Raw genomic sequence first — 16568 nt, forward strand, 5'->3', positions numbered from 1 at the left:
ACAAGGAGGTCTGAGGAAATGGACGTGTCCATCGGCACGATCTGGGAGGCGGTCTCCCGTGCGCTGCCCGATGCCGTCGCCGTCGCGGAACCCGGTCGTGAGACCACCTACCGGGAGTTCGACGAGCGCGCGTCACGGCTGGCCGCCGCACTGGAGGTGGCCGGGGTACGCGTCGGCGACACCGTGGCCTGTTACCTCTACAACGGCGCCGCCTACCTGGAGACGGTCTTCGCCGCCTTCAAGCTCGGTGCCGTGCCGGTGAACGCCAACTACCGCTACACCGGCGAGGAACTCTCCGAACTCCTCACCGACGCCGACGCGGCGGCACTCGTCTTCAGCGGCACCCTGGCCGACCGGGTCACGCATGCGGCGCAGCATGTGCCCACGCTGAAGCTGCTGGTCAGGGCAGGTGAGCCACACGCCGACGGCCCGACCGGACCTGCCGTGCCCGAGCTGGAGGACCTGTTGGCGGCGCATGCACCGCGCGAGACGCAGCAGCGCCCCGGATCGGACCGCCTCTTCATGTACACCGGCGGGACCACGGGCAAGCCGAAGGGCGTCGTATGGCGGCAGAGCGATCTGCTGCACTCCCTCGTGGTCCCGATCTTCCACCCGCTCGGTGTCACCGGACTCCCTGCGACCCTCGACGAGGTCGTGGCCGTCGCGGCCGAGGCACACGGCGAGGGCCGCGCCCCGACGACCATGCCCGTGGTGCCGCTGATGCACGCCACCGGGCTGTTCAACACCATGGGCGCGCTGATGGTGGGCGGCCGGGCGGTCACCGCGCGGCAGGGCGGTCTCGATCCGGAGCACGTCTGGCACACGATCGCCGAGCAGCGGGTCGACACGGTCATCGTCGCCGGCAACGCCGTATGCCGGCCGCTCGTCGACGAACTCGTCCACGCGGAACAGGCCGGAACGCCGCACGACTTGAGCTCCGTACGCAGAATCCTCAGCTCCGGCACCGCTCTCAGCGATCCGCTCAAGCAGTCGCTGCACGAACGCGCCGAGGTCACGGTCATCGACGCCATCGCGTCGAGCGAAGGGGGCCCGTTCGCCTTCGCCATGACCTCGTCCGTACGAGATCTGCCCGCGCGCTTCTTCCCCGTGCCCGCGACGCGGGTGATCGGCACCGGCGACCGTTTCGTCGAACCGGGCAGTGACGAGGCCGGGCATCTCGCCTACTGCGGCCCCATGCCGCTCGGCTACTACAAGGACACGGAGAAGAGCGCGACGACGTTCCGCACCATCGACGGGGTCCGGTACGCGATCCCCGGCGATCTCGCCCGGATCGAGGCCGACGGCGCGATCCGGTTCCTCGGCCGCGGCTCGGGCGTGATCAACACCGGCGGCGAGAAGGTGCACCCCCAGGAAGTGGAGAACGTCCTGCTGACGCACCCCGCGGTGACCGACTGCGTCGTCGTGGGCATCCCCGACGAGACGTGGGGAGAACGGGTGGCGGCCGTCGTGGCGGTCCCGCCCGGCGCGACGGCCACCGTCGAGGAACTGCGCGACTGGGTACGGCGAAGCCTCGCCGGCTACAAGGTGCCGCGCTCCGTCGTCCTGACGGAGACCCTGCCGCGCACCCCGACCGGCAAGCTCGAGATCGCCTGGGCCAGGAAGACCGCCCAGGACTCCGGCTCGGGCGACGGATCGTGACGGCCGGGCGCGAGACGTGCTGAACGGCGGTCTCGGCGACGGAGTCGACCTCGTTCGTCCCGCCCTCTGACTCGATTCCTCGTTGATCCGTCGATTCCTCACTCGATCCCAAGGAGTCCCGATGACCCTCGACACCTCCACCCCGTCCGACGGCTGTACTGGCATGACGGCGCGAAGCGGGACGAGTGACCGTGGGGCCACGCACATCTGGGTGCCCTTCCGCGACACATCCCTCTACGTGGAGTTCGCGGACGAGGCGGGCGAAGCGGCCCGTACGTCCGATCGCCGGGGCCTGCTGGCCGACGCCGTACCGCAGGACGGCATCACGCGTGACGACCGCTACGGCTCACCGATGTGGCGCATCGACGTCCAGCGGCTGCATGCCGTGGTGGAAGCCCTCTGGGAAGAGGACGACCGCCAGGTGCGGATCCACCTCGACCAGGCACCGCGGCCCCGACCGGGGCAACGGGGCGCCGGCCCCGCGCGACGGATGACGTAGTCCGTGCCACGACCTTGCGCCGCCCCCGGTCCGGTCATTCGAGCGATGACCTGGGCGTTCCCCGGTCGTTAGCGTCGATCGTGCCGCCGCCCACCGCGGCCGAAGCGACGCCCGCCGACCGTACCGAGGAGATGACGAACGTGACGAGCCCTTCAGCCGCCGCCCCGGACACTCGCCCCCTCGGTGCTTCCGAGAGGCGCGGAGCCGAGTTCGAGGGCACCGTCACCGTGCGGTCCCGGCAGACGGTGGCGGAGGGTGTCGTATCGCTGGAGCTCACACCGAACTCCGATGACGACGAACTGCTTCCGCCCTGGCAGCCGGGAGCGCACATCGACGTCGTGCTGCCCACGGGCGTCACCCGGCAGTACTCGCTGTGCGGCCCGGTGGACACGGCCGGGCACGCGGACCGCTGGCGTGTCGCGGTGCTGCGGGAGCCCGACGGGCGCGGCGGCTCGCAGTGGATCCACGACCACGTCCGCGAGGGCGACGAACTCCAGGTGCGCGGCCCGCGCAACAACTTCCCGCTGCGGCCCGCGGCCCGGTACCTGTTCGTCGGCGGAGGCATCGGCATCACCCCCCTGCTCCCGATGATCACCGAGGCCGAGGCCGCGGGGGCCGAGTGGTCCCTGCTCTACGGCGGCCGGACCCACGGTTCCATGGCGTTCCTGCCCGAACTGGAGGGCTACGGCGAGCGGGTGTCCGTACGGCCGCAGGACCAGTACGGACTGCTCGACCTCGCCGGTTTCCTCGGCGATCCCGACCCGTCCGCCCTGGTGTACTGCTGCGGCCCGGCGGGGCTCATCGACGCGGTCGAGGCGTACTGCGCCGGCTGGCCGTCCGGGTCCCTGAACGTCGAGCGGTTCGCCGCGGCCGTACCGGGGACCGCCGACGGTGCGGCCGAGCAGCCCATCGAGGTGGAGCTGCGGGCGTCCGGGATGACGCTGACCGTGCCGCCGGAGCTGTCGGTCCTCGCGGCGGTGGAACAGGCGGGCGTCCCGGTCCTGTCCTCCTGCGAGGAGGGCATCTGCGGCTCGTGCGAGACCCCCGTCCTGGACGGCGAGGTCGATCACCGCGACTCACTGCTCACCGAGGACGAGCGGGCCGCGAACGACACGATGCTGATCTGCGTCTCCCGCGCGCGGGGCGGCCGCCTCGTGCTGGACCTCTGACACACACGACTCTGACACACCGTCAACTCGGTGTTCTGCCCAAGAGGAAGGACCGCCATGACACTGACACAGCACGTGCGCAACGGCTGGTACCTGGGAGCCTGGTCCGACGAGATCGGCCGGACACTCAAGCAGCGCTGGATCACGGACATCCCGGTCTGCTTCTACCGCCTCCCCGACCAGACCGTCACCGCCGTCGAGGACCGCTGCCCCCACCGCAAGTACCCCTTGTCCTTGGGCCACTTGGACGGCGACGGCACGCTCCAGTGCGACTACCACGGCTATCGCTTCGACGGGCAGGGCGTATGCGTCGGGGTCGCCGAGCAGGCCGACCGGCCCAAGGCGGCGCTGCGCCGGTTCCCGCTGGTCGAGCGGGAGGGCGCGATCTGGATCTGGCCCGGTGACCCGGACCTTGCCGACGAGAGCCTGCTGCCCGACACCTCGTGGCTCACCGACCCGGACTGGACGCACGTACAGGGTGTGGTCCCGTTGAAGGCGCGGCACATGCTGCTCCTGGAGAACCTGCTCGACCTCACCCACGAGACGTTCCTGCACCCGACGAGCATCGGCAACGCCGCCGTCGCCGCGACCCCCATCGACGTCACCGTGGACGGGGACCGTGTCAGCTTCAGCCGCCGCATGGTCGGCATCGAGGCCCCTCCGTTCTACGAGAAGTCGTGCGGGCTGACCTCTCCGGTGGACCGCTGGCAGGACGGCGACTTCTACCCGCCAGGCATCTTCGTTCTCAACATCCGCGTCGCGGCCACCGGCACCGAGGAGCCGGAGGGCTTCCACATGAAGGTGCTGTACGGGCTGACGCCGGGGCGCGGCAACGAGACGCACGACTTCTACGCGCTGGGCCGCGACTACCTCATCGACGACCAGGAGCTCACGAAGTTCCAGCACGAGCAGCAGCTCGCCGTGATGCAGGAGGACGTCGACGCCCTGGAGGCGCAGGAGGTCATGTACGCCACCGACCCGGGTGGCAAGGCCGAGTCCAGCATCAAGTCCGACCTGGCCGCCCTCCGCGGACGCCGCGCGGTGGCGAAGATGCTGGCCCGCGAGCAGCGCGAACAGGACGAGCAACAGCAGGGCGCCCGCATCCCTCGCAGCAGGGCGTCCGTATGAGCGGCCGCCGCGTCTTCGTACTGCTCCACGGCGCCTGGCACGGCGGGTGGGTGTGGCAGCACGTCACAGCGCTGCTGCGTGAGGCCGGGCACGAAGTGCACTCCCCCACGCTGACCGGGGTGAGCGACCGCGCCCATCTGCTCAGCCCGCAGGTCGGGCTCGGCACGCACATCGAGGACGTCGTGGCACTGATCGAGGCCCACGACGCCCGGGACGTCGTGCTCGTCGGGCACAGTTACGCGGGCCAGGTCGTCACCGGGGTCGCGGACCGCATCCCCGACCGGCTGGCCAAGCGCGTCCACCTCGACGCCTTCGTGGGCGACGACGGGGACGCGGCGATCGACCTGCTTCCCGAACGCATCGCCGGGCACTACCGGGAGTCCGTGGCCGGACCCGGCTTCGGCTGGCTCATCCCGGTGCGCTCGCTGAGCGTGCTCGGCGTCGAGGAACAGACGGACCTGGACTGGCTCGGCCCCCGGCTGACCCCACACCCGTGGCTGACCTACACCGAGCCGCTCCGGCTGACCGGCAAGGCCGACCAGGTCCCCGGCGTGTTCATCGAATGCACCGACTGGATGCGGGCGTTCACCGCTCACGCCGAACGGGCCGCGGCCCGCGGCTGGCCGGTTCACGAGATCGCGACCGGTCACGAGGCCATGGTCACCGCCCCCGGCCAACTGGCCGAACTGTTGCTGGACATCGCGGCAGCCTGACCCGAGAAGGGACGCCCCATGGAATTCCTCGTACGCACCGAGAACCTTCTGCCCCCTGACACCCCCGACGACGTACGCGAATCCCTGCGCAAGGGCGAGCGGGAACGCGCCATGCAGCTCAGGGAGGCGGGCGTCCTCAAGCGGCTGTGGCGGGTTCCGGGCCGCAACGCCACGATCGGCCTGTACGAGGCGGCCGACCCGGCGGAGTTGCATGACGCGCTCGCCTCTCTGCCGATGTGGAAGTGGATGGACATCACCGTCGAGGCGCTCGCCACACATCCGCAGGAGAAGGCGCCTTGACCGGCCAGGGCAGCCGGGACGGCCGGCGGGTCGCCGTGGTGACGGGCGCCGCGGGCGGCCTCGGGCAGGCCATCGCCCGCCGGCTGGCGAGGGACGGATTCACGGTCGCCGCACTCGACATCGCCGAACCGGACCCGGACGCCAGCGGCGAGGCTGCCGGCGTACGGCAGTGGCACTGCGACATCAGCGACCCGGCCGCGACGCGCCAGGCCGTGGGCGAGATCACCGAGACGTACGGCGGCATCGACGTACTGGTGAACAACGCCGGCCTGCTCTCCGGCCGCGCACCGCTGCTCGAGACAACCCCGCAGGAACTGCACCGGTTCTTCGACGTCAACGCCGTCGGCCCGCTGCTGATGGTGCAGGCGTGCGCGCCCTGGCTGAGCAAGAGCGCGTACCGCGGACGGGTGGTCAATGTCGCGTCCCGAACCTTCTTCACGGGGTCGCCGGGCCAGATCGCTTACGTCGCCAGCAAGGGCGCGCTCATCGGCATGACCCGGGTGATGGCGCGCGAACTGGGCGAGCACCGGATCACGGTCAACGCGGTGGCGCCCGCGCAGGTGGCCACGCCGGGCACCCGGGCGCACTCCGGCGACGAGGTGTTCGACGCGACCATGCGCCGGCAGGCGATCAAGGAGTTCGTCACCCCGGAGCATTTCGCGGGGCTCGTCTCGTATCTCGCCTCGCCGGACGGGGCCATGGTCACCGGCCAGACGTTCGTCTGCGACGGCGGCGGACTCCTGCACTGACGGCCCGCACAGGAGAGGAGAGGAACGGCATGTCCAGCAGCACACCCCAGGTCCCCGGCACGTACGTCTTCGACGCCGCCGAGAGCCGCCGCGGCCGAGCGCTGAACCGGCTCTGCGGGTCCCTCAAGGACGCCGGGAGCCGGGAGAGGTTCAAGGCCGACGAAGCCGCGTACTGCGACGCGTACGGGCTCACGGCCGAACAACGGGACGCCGTCCTGCGGCGGGACTGGAACCGGATGATGGAGCTGGGCGGCTCCATCTTCTATGTCTTCAAGCTCGCCATGGTCGACCAGAAATCCATGCAGTACCTCGGCGGGGTCTTCACCGGTATGACCACCGAGGAGTTCGCGGAGGCGCTGAAAGCGGGAGGGCGGAACTTTGGCTGAGGTGATCTGGGGTCTGGCCACCTCGCATGTGCCGTCGATCGGTGCGGCCATGGACCACGGGAAGACCCAGGACCCGTACTGGAAGCCGCTGTTCGACGGGTACGGGCCGGCGCGGGAGTGGATGGCCGAGCACACCCCCGATATCGCGGTCGTCATCTACAACGACCATGCCAACGCCGTCGACATGAGCGTCACCCCGACCTTCGCGCTCGGGACGGCCGAGTCGTACCGAGTGGCCGACGAGGGGTGGGGCAGCCGCCCCGTGCCGTCGGTCATCGGCAACCCCGAGTTCTCCGACCATCTGGTCGAGAGCCTGATCGACGCCTCTTTCGATCTGACGATCTATCAGGAACTGGACGTCGACCACGGTCTGACCGTTCCGCTGTCGGTGTACTGCCCGGACCCCGGCGAGCGCTGGCCGTGCGCGGTGGTGCCCCTCCTGGTGAACGTCATCCAGTACCCGCAGCCCACCGCCGCACGCTGCCTGGCCCTCGGCCGCGCGCTCGGCGAGGCGATCCGCTCCTTCCCCGAGGATCTCAAGGTCGCCGTCTTCGGCACCGGCGGCATGTCGCATCAACTCGCGGGCGCCCGCGCGGGGTTGATCAACCAGGACTTCGACCGGATGTACCTCGACGCGATCGAGCACGACCCCGACAAACTGGCCGCGCTCACGCGCGAGGAGTACATCCGCGAGGCCGGCTCCGAGGGCATCGAGTTGATCATGTGGCTGATCATGCGCGGCGCGCTGGGACCCCGGATCCGACGCGTGCACGAGGCGTATCACGTGCCCGCGTCGAACACCGCGGCCGGGATGGTCCTGTTCGAGAACCTGAGCCCGGGAAACTGAGCCCGGGAAACTGAGCCCGGGAAACTGAGCCGGAGAATCCGAGCCGGAGAATCTGAGCCGGAGAAGGGCCGTCAGCCCAGTTCGGCCAGCGCCCGTGCCGCGGGGCGGCATGGCGCTCGAAGACGTCCGCTCAAATGGACTTTCGCAGCGGGAAGACCGCGCGGACCTCCCAGCCGTGGCCGACCCTGGGCCCGGCCCACAGCGTTCCTCCCAGCGCGGTGACGCGTTCCGTCAGGCCGACGAGGCCGAATCCGCCGCCGCGTGCGGCGGCCGGGAGCTGGGTGCCGCCGCGGCCGTCGTCCGCGACCGCGACCATCAGGCGGTGGTCCTCGCACCACAGGCCGACGCTGATCTCCGTGGCGTCGGCCGCGTGGCGTCGTACGTTCGTCAGCGCCTCCTGGACGACCCGGAAGGCAGCCGCCTGCACCTCGTGCGGGAGGTCGTCGGGGAGGGCGGGGTCCCGATGGAGCGTGACCTTCTGGATCGGGCTCGCGAAGCCCTCGATCAGGCCGGAGATGCCCGCGAGATCGCCCACCGGCCGGTGGGCGGCCTCGTCAGGACCGGTGTCGCGCAGCACGCCCACCGTGCGGCGCATGGACGCCAGGGCCTCGGTGGCGGCGCGTTCGATACCGGCCAGGACCGGGTCGAGGTCGTCGCTCCGGGAGGTCCGGGAAGTCCGGGAGTCAGCCATCATGCGCGCCACCTGCGTCTGCACAAGGATCCCGGTGACATGGTGGGCGACGAAGTCGTGCAGGTCGGCGGCGATGGCCACGCGCTCGTCACGGCGGGTCTCGGCCACCGCGACCGTCCGCCGGAAGTCCAGCGAGCGCAGGTAGCCCGCGAGCCCGCCGACCAGGCCGATCAGGAGCAGGCCGACCACCAGGAATCCCAGTGTTTCGTCGTCACTCAGCGACCGGTAAAAGCCCACGGGCAGGGCGAGCCCGGCGACCGCGTCGAGCGTGCCGCACACCACGGCCCAGCGCCGCGGGCAGTGCCGCACGGCGATGAACAGCAGGCACAGCATGATCGTGATCTCGCCGGGACCGAAAACGCGCTGCTCGCCGGCCAGGGTGATCCCGACCGTGCCGGCCAGGGAGACGACGGCGGGCACCGTGATGCGGACCTGAGGGGTGAGCCACGCGGGCCGCAGGTCGGCCGGCCACAGGAGGGCGGCGAGGCCGACGGCGATCACGGCGGCGGTCGGCCAGACGTCGTGCCCCTCGGAACTCACCGCGGCGAAGTCGAGGACACACAACCCGAGCAGCGCGCCGAAGCCGAAGCCGCGGGCACAGCCCTGGGCTGAAACGGATTTCATGCGGTCACCGTAAGCGGCGCCCCCGGCCTCCGGGATCGGCCGAACGGCCGAGGGGCCCGGCTGCGGGACGTGGCATTGTGTCCGTTCGGCCGAGGCGGGCGCCCGCGCCCGCGGGCGACGATGGAGCCAGTCCCCTCCCCGGACAGCAGGACTTCAGGAGTACGTGACGTGATGCAGCGCAGCAGGTTCCTCGTCGGCACGGTCGGCGGTGCCCTCGTAGCGGTCGCACTGGGCGGGGTCGGCACCTATCTGCTCTCAGGGACCGAGTCGAACACGACCCTGGACGAATACAGCACGGTGACGGTTGACGATCAGAATGCTCTGTCTCCGAACATCGTCGCGACCCGCACCCAAGGCAAGTACAACCCGCTGCCCTGGGTCGGGAAGAAGATCACCGACGTCTCCTGCCCGACCGGGCTGAAGGCCGAGACGGGGGCCACCCTCACCTGCGCCGGCAAGGACGGCGACGGCAGGACCGTCGACATCCCCGTGACAGTGGTCCGTGCGTCGGACTCCTCCGTCACCTGGAAGTTCGAGCGCTGAGACCGGGGTCCAGCCCCCGGTCTCAGCGGGCGTCGATGACCATGCGTGTGACGCGAGACCTCAGCGGATCTCGAGCAGGAGGTCACCGCCCTCGACCTGCTGGATGGAGCCGATCGCCAGCCGGGCGACGGTGCCGCCGCGTTGGGCGGTGATGGCGGCCTCCATCTTCATGGCCTCGATGGTGGCGACGGTCTGCCCCGCCTCGACGGACGCCCCTTCCTCCACCTGCAGGGTGACGACACCGGCGAAGGGCGCGGCGACCTGGCGGTCGTCACCGCGATCGGCCTTCTCGGCGACCTTGACGTCGGTGACGATCGAGGTGTCGCGCACCGACACCGGCCTAAGCTGCCCGTTCAGGCTGGCCAGCACGCTCCGGTAGCCGCGCTCGTCGGCCTCGGAGATCGCCTCCAGTTCGATCAGCAGCGTCACGCCCTGTTCCAGGGTGACGGTGTGCTCGGTGTCGGGTTCGAGGCCGTAGAAGAAGTCCTTGGTCGAGAGCACCGAGGTGTCGCCATAGGCCTCGCGGTGTGTGTCGTACGCCTTGGTCGGGCCGGGGAACAGCAGCCGGTTCAGCGTGGTCCGTCGCGCGTCGCGCAGCCCGCTCCGGTCGTCGTCGGAAAGCTGCGGCGGCTGCGCCTGCGCGGGCCGGCCCTCGAGGGCACGGGTCCGGAAGGGCTCCGGCCAGCCTCCGGGCGGATCGCCCAGTTCGCCGCGCAGAAATCCGATCACCGAGTCCGGCAGGTCGAACTTGGCGGGGTCGGACTCGAAGGCACTCGCCTCGACTCCGGCACCGACCAGGTGGAGCGCGAGATCACCCACGACCTTGGAGGAAGGGGTGACCTTCACCAGCCGGCCCAGCATCCGGTCGGCGGCCGCGTAGCAGTCCTCGATCAGCTCGAAGCGGTCCCCGAGTCCGAGCGCGATGGCCTGCTGGCGCAGGTTGGACAGTTGCCCGCCGGGGATCTCGTGGTGGTAGACGCGGCCCGTGGGCGAGGCCGGCCCGGACTCGAACGGCCGGTAGACCTTGCGTACGGCCTCCCAGTAGGGCTCGAGGTCGCCGACTGCCTGCAGAGACAGGCCGGTGGCCCGGTCGGTGTGGTCGGTGGCCGCGACCAGGGCGGACAGCGAGGGCTGGCTCGTCGTACCCGCCATCGACGCGACGGCCGCGTCGACGGCGTCGACTCCGGCGTCGATCGCCGCGATCAGGGTGGCCAGCTGCCCGCCCGCCGTGTCGTGGGTGTGCAGGTGCACCGGCAGGTCGAAGCGTTCCCGCAACGCGGTGACCAGCTTCCTGGCCGCCGGTGGGCGCAGCAGCCCGGCCATGTCCTTGATCGCCAGGACGTGTGCGCCGGCCTCGACGATCTGCTCGGCCAGCCGCAGGTAGTAGTCGAGGGTGTAGAGCTGCTCGGCCGGATCGGACAGGTCGCCGGTGTAGCACAGGGCCACCTCGGCCAGCGCGGTCCCGGTCGCCCGTACGGCGTCGATGGCCGGGCGCATCTGTGCGACGTCGTTGAGCGCGTCGAAGATGCGGAAGATGTCCATTCCGGTCGCGGCGGCCTCGGCGACGAACGCGTCGGTCACCTCCGTCGGGTAGGGCGTGTAGCCGACGGTGTTGCGGCCGCGCAGGAGCATCTGCGTGCAGATGTTCGGCACCGCCTCGCGCAGCAGCGCGAGCCGTTCCCACGGGTCCTCCGCCAGGAACCGCAGGGCGACGTCGTAGGTCGCGCCGCCCCAGCACTCCAGGCTGAGCAACTGTGGTGCCGTGCGCGCGACGTGCGGCGCCACGGCGAGCAGGTCACGGGTCCGTACCCGGGTCGCCAGCAGCGACTGGTGGGCGTCGCGGAACGTGGTGTCGGTGACTGCGACCGCCCTGTGCCGGCGCAGTTCGGCGGCGAACGCTTCAGGGCCGAGCGCAGCGAGGCGCTCCCGGGAGCCCTGGGGCGGTGGATCGGAGAGGTTGGTGGAGGGGAGCTTTTCGGCGGGTTCGACGACGGCGGGCCGCGGCCCGTGCGGCTTGTTGACGGTGGTCTCGGCAAGGTGGTGCAGGATGCGGCTGCCGCGGTCGGCCGGGGGGCGGGCCCGCAGCAGCTGGGGGCGTTCGTCGATGAAGCTGGTGGTGACGTGCCCGGCCTGGAAGTCCGGGTCGTCGAGGACGGCGGCCAGGAAGGGCAGGTTCGTGGAGACCCCGCGGATGCGGAACTCGGCGATGGCCCGCCGGGCCCGGCGGGCGGCGTTGGAGAAGTCGTGGCCGTAGCAGGTCAGTTTGACCAGCATGGAGTCGAAGTGGGCGCTGACCTGGGCACCTGTGTGGACGGTGCCGCCGTCGAGCCGCACCCCGGGGCCTCCCGGGGACCGGTAGGCGGAGATGGTGCCGGTGTCGGGCCGGAATCCGTTGCCGGGGTCCTCAGTGGTGATGCGGCATTGCAGGGCAGCGCCGGACAGCACGATGTCGTCCTGGGTGAGGCGGAGTTCGGGCAGTGTGACGCCGGATGCGATCCGCAGTTGCGCCATCACCAGGTCCCGGTCGGTGACCTGCTCGGTCACCGTGTGCTCCACCTGGATCCGGGGGTTCATCTCGATGAAGACGTGGTTGCCGCGCTCGTCGACCAGGAACTCGACCGTGCCCGCGTTCACGTACCCGATGTGGCGGGCGAAGGCGACGGCGTCGGCGCAGATCCGCTCCCGCAGCCGCGGGTCCAGGTTCGGAGCCGGGGCGATCTCGACGACTTTCTGGTGCCGGCGCTGCACCGAGCAGTCCCGCTCGTAGAGATGGACGACGTTGCCGACGCCGTCGGCCAGGATCTGCACCTCGATGTGGCGGGGGTTCACCACCGCCTGCTCCAGGAACACGGTGTCGTCCCCGAAGGCGGACTTCGCCTCCCGCATGGCCGCCTCGATGGCGTCGCGCAGCTCGCCGGGCTCGGCGACCCGCCGCATGCCGCGTCCGCCGCCGCCGGCGACGGCCTTGACGAACAGCGGGAACCCGACGTCGGCGGCCGCGGTCAGCAGGGCCTCGACATCCGTGGACGGCGGCGAGGACGCCAGGACCGGGACCCCGGCCTCGCGGGCCGCCGCGATCGCACGCGACTTGTTGCCCGTCAGGTGCAGCACCTGCGCGGGCGGACCGATGAACGCGATGCCCGCGTCCGCGCAGGCGGCGGCCAGATCGGGGTTCTCCGACAGGAAGCCGTAGCCGGGGTAGACCGCGTCCGCACCGGCTTTGCGCGCGGCCCTGATCACCTCGTCGACCGACAGATACGCCCGCACCGGGTGCCCGCGTTCCCCGATCAGGTACGACTCGTCGGCCTTGGCCCGGTGCAGCGAGTTGCGATCCTCGTGCGGGAACACCGCCACCGTGGAGATGCCCAGCTCGAACGCGGCCCGGAAAGCCCGGATCGCGATCTCGCCGCGGTTGGCCACAAGTACTTTGGCGAACATCCCACTCCTCAACGTCGGTGGAGAAACACGGTGGGTCGGGCTTGGCGGGGGGCGGTGAGACGGACTCCACGACCATATCGATGTGGAGCCGCCTCCGTCGGCACCCGTTTACCCGGCATCAAGGGTGCCTCTGCGAAGACCGGGTCGATCCCCACCATCAGCTGGCGCTCGTAGTCCCGTAGTCCCGCAGGGCGCGAAACGCTGTCGGCAGGCGCGTTACGTCTGTGGCGGGTCAGCGGCTGGTGAAGACCACGTCGTGCCACGACTTGTGCTGCTCGCCGGTGTTCTCCGACATGACGTGCTTGACGTTGGTGTACTCGTCGAAGGAGTACGCCGACATGTCCTTGCCGAAGCCGGAGGCCTTGTAGCCGCCGTGCGGCATCTCGCTGATGATCGGGATGTGGTCGTTGATCCAGACGCAGCCCGCCTGGATCTCGCGGCCGGCGCGTCCGGCGCGGAAGACGTTGCTGGTCCAGGCGGAGGCGGCAAGGCCGTACGGGGTGTCGTTGGCCAGGCGGATGGCGTCGTCGTCGCTGTCGAAGGGCAGGCAGACGAGGACCGGGCCGAAGATCTCCTGCTGGACGATGGCGGAGTCCTGCGCCGCGTCGGTGATCAGAGTGGGCTCGTAGTAGGCGCCCTGGCCCAGCGGCCCGTCGGGGATCCTCCCGCCGCGCACGATCGTGGCTCCGGCCTCACGCGCGTTCTCCACCATGGCGGCGACCTTGTCGCGCTGCCGGAGGGAGATCAGGGAGCCCATGTCGGTGGCGGGGTCGTCGACCGGGCCCAGCCGTACGCCGTCCATCAGCTCGGCTACGCGGGCCACGAACGCCTCGTACAGGGGGCGTTGGACGTACGCGCGGGTGGCGGCCGTGCAGTCCTGGCCGGCGTTGATGAGGGCACCGGCCACGGCGCCGCGGGCGGTTGCCTCCAGGTCGGCGTCGTCGAAGACGAGGAAGGGTGCTTTGCCGCCGAGCTCGAGGTGGACGCGCTTCACCAACTCGGCTGCCTGCGCGGCGACTTGGCGACCGACCCCGGTGGAGCCGGTGAACGAGACCATGGCGATGTCGGGGTGGGTGACCAGCGCCTGCCCGGCGACAGTGCCACTGCCGGTGACGATGTTGATCACACCGTCGGGAATGCCGGCCTCCTGCGCCGCCTCGGCGAACATCACCGAGGTGAGCGGGGTGAGTTCGGACGGCTTGAGGACCACGGTGTTGCCGGCGGCGACGGCGGGCAGCACCTTCCAGGCGGCCATCTGGAGGGGGTAGTTCCAGGGAGCGATGGAGCCGATCACGCCGATGGGTTCGCGGCGGATGGTGGAGGTGTGCTCGCCGGAGTACTCCGCCGAGGCGCGGCCTTCCAGGCTACGGGCGGCACCGGCGAAGAACCGTACGTTGTCGATGCTGCCGGGGATGTCGAATCCGCTGGCCAGTCTGATCGGCTTGCCGCCGATACGGCTCTCGGTGGCGGCGAACTCCTCGCTGCGGGCCTGGAGTTTGTCCGCCCAGCGCAGCATTGCTTCGGAGCGTTCGGCGGGGGTGGTGCGCGACCATTCGGCGAAGGCGGCGCGAGCGGCGGTCACCGCCTCGCTGACGTCCTCGGGTCCTGCCAGGGTGTCGGTGGCCAGGACCTCGCCGGTGGCCGGATTGGTCACCTGGTACTGCTCGCCGGACGTGCCGGAGCGGCGCTTGCCCGCGATGAACTGCTGTCCGGTGGTCTCCATCAGTCACGTCTCCGATTGCGTTTCGGGAGTGGAGCTCTGCTCGCCCCACAGGTCGCCCAGGGTGCAACCGTGCGGGATGGGGTTGGGAGCTGTTGCCGGTGCACTCGGCAATAGTGCCTTTTGGTGAGTGTGAGTGAGTGCCGAGGGCTGAGGCGGCGGTCCGGTTGGTTCGTCATGTCCGGGGCTCTTTCGGTCCGGGGCTCTTTCGGTCCGGGACACCCCGGCCGCGGACAGCAGGAAACCAATAGGATCTGAGCTGCCGTGACGGCCGCACCAACACATGGGTTCGCGTGTGGGCAGGGCCGTTCCGGCAAGCTGGGAAGGTGCCAGCGGTGCATTTTTTCCGGAGGGAGCGGGAATGGCGGAGAGTCCGGCCGAAGAGCGAAGGGGCGGTCCGGCGGCACCCCAGTTGCGGCTGGACGAGCTGCTGGAGGGCCTGCAGGCGCAGGTCGCCCAGGTACGCGCGACCCGGGACCGGGTGCACACGCTGCTCGACGCGGTACTGGCGATCGGCTCGGACCTGGACCTCGATGTGGTGCTGCGGCGGATCACCGAGTCCGCGGTGGCCGTGGTGGATGCCGAGTACGGGGCGCTGGGGGTGCTGGGCGAGGAAGGCCGGATCAAGCAGTTCATCACGGTCGGCGTGGACGAGGACACCATCAAGGCGATCGGCCACTATCCGGAGGGCGAGGGCATCCTGGGGCTGCTGATCAGGGAGCCGGAGCCACTGCGCCTTGCCGACCTCGGCACACATCCCGAATCGGTGGGCTTCCCTGAGGGGCATCCGCCGATGACCACGTTCCTGGGAGCCCCGGTGCGCGTACGCGACCGGGTCTTCGGGAACCTGTATCTGACCGACAAGCGCGGCGGGGCGCAGTTCGACGACGAGGACGAGGCGGTGCTGCGCACGCTGGCGGCGGCGGCCGGCGTGGCCATCGACAACGCCCGGCTGTACGAGGACACGCGCCGCCGGGAGCGGTGGCTGGCGGCGAGCAGCGAGCTGACCCGCAGCCTGTTGTCGGGTACCGACCCGGACCAGGTGCTGCACCAGGTCGCCACCACCGTGAGGTCGCTGGCAGGGGCCGATCTGGTGACGATGGCCGTGCCGATCGACGGCGGCGACGAGCTGGTGATCGAGGCCGCCGACGGGGAGGGCGCCGAGCGGGTGCGCGGGCTGGTACTGCCGGCCACCACGCTGGCCGCGAAGGTGCACCGCTCCAACGAGCGGATCACCAGCAACGCGCTGTCCCAGGAGCCGCAGGAGGGGGCCGGCTCCGCGGCTCATGTGGAACTGGGGCCCGGGTTTCTGCTCCCGCTGGGCGGGAGCGAGCACGCCCGTGCGGTCCTTCAGATCGCCAATCTGCCCGGCGGCGAGGAGTTCTCCGACGCGGTCATGACCATGATCAGCGGCTTCGCCGACCAGGCCGCGCTTGCCCTGGAGATCGCCGAGCATCGGCGCGAGGCGGATCATCTCCTGGTCCTGACCGACCGGGACCGCATCGCACGCGACCTTCACGACCTGGCGATCCAGCGGCTGTTCGCCTCCGGGCTGACGCTGAACTCCGTACTGGGACGGATTTCCGACCGGCCCGAGGCGGCCGAGCGCATCCAGCGTGTGGTCGACGACCTCGACGACACCATCAAAACGGTGCGGACCACGATCTACGCCCTGCGCGAGCGCGACCGCTCCGAGGGGCGTGCCGGACTGCGCGCGAAGCTGCTGTCCGAGACCGACAAGGCCGCCGAGGCCCTCGGCTTCAGCCCCGCCCTGCGCATGACCGGCCTGCTGGACACCGGCGTACCCGCGGGCCACGCCGATCACCTGCTGGCGGTACTGCGCGAGACCCTGTCGAACGCCGCCCGGCACGCACACGCCACCGCCGTCGAGATCATCGCCGAGACGGACGGCAGTCGGCTGCGCCTGCGCGTGTCCGACAACGGACGGGGGATCGACCCTGCCGTCACCCGCCGCAGCGGTCTCGAAAACCTCCGTCGCCGCGCCACCGACCTGGGCGGCAGCCTCACGCTCACACCGAACGAGCCCACCGGCACCATCGTGGAATGGACGGTGCCCCTCCCCGCGGAAGCGGAAGAGTAAC

At 70.6% G+C, this 16568-nt stretch carries 14 protein-coding genes; 11 read left to right on the forward strand and 3 right to left on the reverse strand.

What is annotated here, in order from left to right; all coding sequences use genetic code 11:
* The first annotated feature begins 18 nt into the window (after positions 1-18).
* The 9 genes from ACGFNK_RS34870 (at position 19) to ACGFNK_RS34910 (ending at position 7450) form a co-directional block, all read left to right on the forward strand.
* The gene (locus ACGFNK_RS34870) at positions 19-1659 is read left to right on the forward strand and encodes an AMP-binding protein (RefSeq protein WP_393422408.1); all 1641 of its coding nucleotides are present in this window, start codon (positions 19-21) and stop codon (positions 1657-1659) included.
* Between the two features lie 121 nt (positions 1660-1780).
* Positions 1781-2158 carry a hypothetical protein gene (locus tag ACGFNK_RS34875; RefSeq protein ID WP_393422410.1) on the forward strand — a complete coding sequence of 126 codons (378 nt, stop codon included), beginning with the start codon at positions 1781-1783 and terminating at the stop codon, positions 2156-2158.
* A 131-nt stretch (positions 2159-2289) separates the two neighbouring features.
* Positions 2290-3327, forward strand: coding sequence for a PDR/VanB family oxidoreductase (locus tag ACGFNK_RS34880; protein WP_393422716.1), 1038 nt, complete (start codon positions 2290-2292; stop codon positions 3325-3327).
* A 57-nt stretch (positions 3328-3384) separates the two neighbouring features.
* Entirely contained in the window at positions 3385-4455 is a 1071-nt protein-coding gene (locus ACGFNK_RS34885; protein ID WP_393422412.1) for a Rieske 2Fe-2S domain-containing protein, read from the forward strand.
* Positions 4452-5168 (forward strand): alpha/beta fold hydrolase, encoded by a 717-nt coding sequence (locus tag ACGFNK_RS34890; RefSeq protein ID WP_393422414.1) that lies wholly within the window; start codon positions 4452-4454, stop codon positions 5166-5168. The genes ACGFNK_RS34885 and ACGFNK_RS34890 overlap by 4 nt, the downstream gene beginning before the upstream one ends.
* An 18-nt stretch (positions 5169-5186) precedes the next feature.
* Positions 5187-5468, forward strand: a complete 282-nt coding sequence (locus ACGFNK_RS34895; protein ID WP_386350327.1) for a muconolactone Delta-isomerase family protein — start codon at positions 5187-5189, stop codon at positions 5466-5468.
* On the forward strand, positions 5465-6217 hold the full coding sequence (locus ACGFNK_RS34900) for an SDR family NAD(P)-dependent oxidoreductase (protein WP_393422416.1): 753 nt from the start codon (positions 5465-5467) through the stop codon (positions 6215-6217). Before ACGFNK_RS34895 ends, ACGFNK_RS34900 begins: the two co-directional genes overlap by 4 nt.
* Positions 6218-6246: 29 nt before the next feature.
* Complete coding sequence (ligA, locus tag ACGFNK_RS34905; protein WP_393422418.1) at positions 6247-6603, forward strand: protocatechuate 4,5-dioxygenase subunit alpha; 357 nt, start codon at positions 6247-6249, stop codon at positions 6601-6603.
* A 1-nt stretch (position 6604) separates the two neighbouring features.
* A complete protein-coding gene (locus tag ACGFNK_RS34910; protein ID WP_393422718.1) occupies positions 6605-7450 on the forward strand; it encodes a class III extradiol dioxygenase subunit beta in 846 nt (281 codons plus the stop codon).
* A gap of 130 nt (positions 7451-7580) precedes the next feature.
* On the opposite strand, the gene ACGFNK_RS34915 is transcribed toward ACGFNK_RS34910, so the two are convergent.
* On the reverse strand, positions 7581-8765 hold the full coding sequence (locus ACGFNK_RS34915; protein ID WP_393422420.1) for a sensor histidine kinase: 1185 nt from the start codon (positions 8763-8765) through the stop codon (positions 7581-7583).
* A gap of 171 nt (positions 8766-8936) precedes the next feature.
* Here ACGFNK_RS34915 and ACGFNK_RS34920 point away from each other — a divergent pair, with 171 nt between their 5' ends.
* Positions 8937-9308 (forward strand): DUF4333 domain-containing protein, encoded by a 372-nt coding sequence (locus ACGFNK_RS34920; RefSeq protein WP_393422422.1) that lies wholly within the window; start codon positions 8937-8939, stop codon positions 9306-9308.
* Positions 9309-9368: 60 nt separating this feature from the next.
* Here the strand turns inward: ACGFNK_RS34920 and ACGFNK_RS34925 are convergent, their stop codons facing one another.
* On the reverse strand, positions 9369-12746 hold the full coding sequence (locus ACGFNK_RS34925) for a pyruvate carboxylase (RefSeq protein ID WP_393422424.1): 3378 nt from the start codon (positions 12744-12746) through the stop codon (positions 9369-9371).
* A 232-nt stretch (positions 12747-12978) separates the two neighbouring features.
* Positions 12979-14469 (reverse strand): gamma-aminobutyraldehyde dehydrogenase, encoded by a 1491-nt coding sequence (locus tag ACGFNK_RS34930; RefSeq protein WP_393422426.1) that lies wholly within the window; start codon positions 14467-14469, stop codon positions 12979-12981.
* 358 nt (positions 14470-14827) lie between these two features.
* Here ACGFNK_RS34930 and ACGFNK_RS34935 point away from each other — a divergent pair, with 358 nt between their 5' ends.
* Positions 14828-16567, forward strand: coding sequence for a GAF domain-containing protein (locus ACGFNK_RS34935; RefSeq protein WP_393422428.1), 1740 nt, complete (start codon positions 14828-14830; stop codon positions 16565-16567).
* The last annotated feature ends 1 nt before the right edge of the window (position 16568 follow it).

It is taken from the genome of Streptomyces sp. NPDC048825, assembly GCF_043198355.1.
GTDB classification, from domain to species: domain Bacteria; phylum Actinomycetota; class Actinomycetes; order Streptomycetales; family Streptomycetaceae; genus Streptomyces; species Streptomyces xiangluensis.